The 3,727-nt window shown below is 65.1% G+C and carries 3 protein-coding genes; all 3 read right to left on the bottom strand.

Features of this window, described 5'->3' with window-relative positions; all coding sequences use genetic code 11:
- On the bottom strand, positions 1-489 hold a 489-nt coding region (locus B3873_RS24180; RefSeq protein ID WP_286869523.1), incomplete at its 3' end, for an enoyl-CoA hydratase.
- 18 nt (positions 490-507) lie between these two features.
- Positions 508-1,668, bottom strand: coding sequence for an acyl-CoA dehydrogenase family protein (locus B3873_RS24175; protein WP_286869521.1), 1,161 nt, complete (start codon positions 1,666-1,668; stop codon positions 508-510).
- A 147-nt stretch (positions 1,669-1,815) separates the two neighbouring features.
- The coding region (locus tag B3873_RS24170; protein WP_286869519.1) for an indolepyruvate ferredoxin oxidoreductase family protein at positions 1,816-3,727 on the bottom strand (1,912 nt) is incomplete at its 5' end.

Genomic DNA, 3,727 nt, shown 5'->3' with positions numbered 1-3,727 from the left:
CAGGATCATGCGCTTGGCCCAGCCTTCACCGACCAGCCACGGCAGGTTCTGCGTACCGCCCGCGCAGGGCAGCAAGCCCACCGCGGCTTCCGGCAAGGCCATCTGGGCCTGTTCTTCGGCGATGCGGATGTCGCAGGCCAGGGCGCACTCCAGGCCACCGCCCATGGCGTAGCCATTGATGGCCGCAATCGAAACGCCCCGGAAGCCCGACAAGGTCTCGAAGGCTTCCCCGAAGCGGCGCGCCATCTCGCGTGCCATGGCCTTGTCGCCATCGGCGAAGAGCTTGAGGTCGGCGCCGGCGGAAAAGAATTTTTCTCCCTCACCGGTCACCACCAGGGTATAGATCTCACGGTCGGCGTTGAGGTCCTTGACCAGGCGCGTGAGGTCGGCCAGGGCTTCACGGGTCCAGGTATTGGCCGGCGGATTGGACAGGGTCAGCACAGCGGTGCGGCCGCATTTTTCCAGCTTCAGGTTGGTGTAGGTGCTCATGCGTTTCCTCGTGAGGGTTCAGCGGATGTCGTCCAGCGTGTCGCGGCCGAGCAGGTTGCGCGAGATGATGACGCGCATGATTTCATTGGTGCCTTCCAGGATCTGGTGCACCCGCACGTCGCGGAAATAGCGTTCCAGCGGATATTCGCGGATGTAGCCATAGCCGCCGTGCAATTGCAGCGCCTCATTGCAGACGCGGAAACCCAGATCGGTCGCCAGTCGCTTGGCCATGGCGCAATAGGTGGTGGCTTCGGGCGAGCCGGCATCCAGCTTGGCCGCTGCCAGCCGCACCATCTGGCGCGCGGCCACCAGTTCGGTCTGCATGTCGGCCAGCTTGAATTGCAGCGCCTGGAAGTCGGCAATCGGACGGCCGAACTGCTTGCGTTCCTTCATGTAGGCGTGCGCCGCATCCAGCGCCGCCTGCGCCGCCCCCACCGAGCAGGTGGCAATGTTGATGCGGCCGCCATCGAGTCCCTTCATGGCGAAGACGAAGCCCTCGCCCTCCTCGCCCAGCAAGTTGCCTACCGGCACCTTGACGTTGTCGAAGCTGATGGTGCGCGTGGGCTGGCTGTTCCAGCCCATCTTGCTTTCCTTCTTGCCGTAGCTGATGCCCGGGGTATCGCCCGGCACCGCGATGGCCGAGACGCCGCGCGCACCGGGGCCGCCGGTGCGGGCCATCACCACCAGCAGGTCGGTGCTGCCCGCGCCCGAGATGAAGGCCTTGGAACCGTTGATGAGGTAAAAATCATCGACCCGGCGCGCCGTGGTCTTGAGCGAGGCGGCATCCGATCCCGAGCCCGGCTCGGTGAGGCAGTAGGAGCCGATCTTCTGGCCGGCGGCCAGTTGCTCGCACCATTCTTCCTTCAGTTCGGCATGGCCCCAGGTGGCGACCATCCAGCTGACCATGTTGTGGATGGTGAGATAGGCCGCCGTCGAGGTACAGGCGCGCGCCAGTTCCTCGAAGATCACCGTGGCATCCAGGCGCGAGAGGCCCAGGCCGCCCACCTCTTCCGGGGTATAGAGGCCGCAGAAGCCCAGCTCGCCAGCCTTGGCGATCACGTCCAGCGGGAAGTGCGCCTCCTCGTCCCACTTGGCGGCGAAGGGGGCCATGGCGCGCGCAGCGAAATCGCGCGCGCTTTGCTGGAAGGCCAGCTGGTCTTCGTTGAGTTCAAAATCCATGCTTGTCTCCTGTTCGTTGTTTTTGCCAGGCAATGCGGGTTGGGCACTTGGCTTCCCGCTTTGCGCCCAAGCTTAATGGAATTCGCGCCGGACAGTTGTCACCGGCGCGACATTGGCGGATCTCGATGCCGAAGCTGTCAGGACCGGTCAGGCCGCGGCCGGCGTTGCACTCGGGGCGGGCTTATTGCCTGCTTGCGCGAACGCTGCCAGCAATTCCGCCTGCCGCCCCTGCATGGCCTGTACCGCCTGCTCCTTGACATGACCGAAACCGCGCGCCTGTTCCGGCAACTGCGCCAGGGCGATGGCCTCGGCCAGATTGTCCGCCGTCAACGCGGGCAGCAACTCCAGCACCATCTGGCGATATTGCACGATGAGCGCCCGCTCCATGCGCCGTTCTGCGGTACGCCCGAAGAAATCGAAGACACCGCCGCGCAGCCCCTTGCAGCGCGCCAGCAGCTTGAAGGCCGTCATCATCCAGCTGCCATATCGCGCCTTCACCAATCGCCCCAGTCCATCCTTGCGCGCAAAGATCGGCGGTGCCAGGTTGAAGCTGAGGGTGAAATCGCCCTCGAACTGCTGCGCCAGCTCCTTCTGGAACTGGCCGTTGGTGTAGAGCCGCGCCACTTCGTATTCATCCTTGTAGGCCATCAGGCGCGAGAGACTGCGGGCGACGGCCAGGGTCAGCTTGTCGCTGCCCAGCGGCGCTTCGGCGGCACGCACGGCCTCCACCACTTCGGCGAATTGGGCGGCGTAGGACGCATCCTGATACTCGGTCAGCAAGGCCACCCGGCGCTTGACCAGTTGATCCAGCGACTGCGGCAGATGCACCACCACCGGTTGGGCCGGCACCGCAATCTGCTCCACGCGGCGCAGGTCGACTGCGGCACGGCGGCCCCAGCGGAAAGCGGTCTGGTTGGCTTCGACCGCCACACCATTGAGTTCAATCGCACGCAGCAGCGCGGCTTCGCTCAAGGGCAGTTCACCGCGCTGCCAGGCATAGCCCAGCATGAAGAGATTGGTGGCGATGGCGTCGCCCATCAGGGCCGTGGCCAGGCGTGTCGCATCGATGAAGTCGGCCTGCTGGTCGACCGATTCCAGGATCAGCGCCTTGACCTCCTCGAACGGAAACTGCCAGTCAGGATTTTTGGCGAACTGGCCCGGCGGCTGCTGATGCAGGTTGACCACCGCCCGCGTGCGGCCGGGGCGCATCTTGGAAATGGCATCGAAAGCGCCCGCCGTGAGCATGTCGCAACCCAGCACCAGGTCAGCTTCCCCGGTGGCGATGCGCTGCGCGCGGATGGTGTCGCGCCGTGCAGCGATGCGCACGTGCGAGGTCACGGAACCGTTCTTCTGCGACATGCCGGTCATGTCCAGCACGGACGCGCCCTTGCCTTCCAGATGCGCGGCCATGCCCATGAGTGCGCCGATGGTGATGACCCCGGTGCCGCCGATGCCGTTGATGAGGATGTTGAACGGCGTCTCGCAAGACGGGATGGCCGGTTCGGGCAGCGCGCCGAAATCGTCGGCCGCGCCTTTCTTGTGGACGCCGGTGCGCGACTTCTTCAACTGCCCGCCGGTCACGGTGACGAAGCTGGGGCAGAAGCCCTTCACGCAGGAGTAATCCTTGTTGCAGGAAGACTGGTCGATGACGCGCTTGCGGCCCAGCTCCGTCTCCAGCGGCAGGATCGAGGTGCAGTTGGACTGCAACCCACAATCGCCGCAGCCCTCGCATACGGCCGCATTGATGAAGAGCCGTTCGTTGGGGTCAGGGAATTCTCCCTTCTTGCGGCGGCGGCGTTTTTCGGCGGCGCAGGTCTGGTCGTAGATGATGACGCTCACACCCGGAATCTCGCGCAGCTCGCGCTGCACGGCATCCATCTCCTTGCGGTCATGCAGGCTCACCGCCGCCGGCAAACCGTTGCGGTCGATGTAACGGCTGATGTCCTCCGAGACCAGCGCGATGCGCTGCACGCCCTCTGCCGCCATCTGCTGCGCGATCATCGGCACCGAGACCGTACCGTCCACCGGCTGTCCTCCGGTCATGGCCACGGCATCGTTG

This window comes from Herbaspirillum sp. UBA812, assembly GCF_002296545.1.
GTDB classification, from domain to species: Bacteria; Pseudomonadota; Gammaproteobacteria; order Burkholderiales; family Burkholderiaceae_D; genus Herbaspirillum; species Herbaspirillum huttiense.
This window is presented reverse-complemented; position numbering and strand designations above follow the sequence as displayed.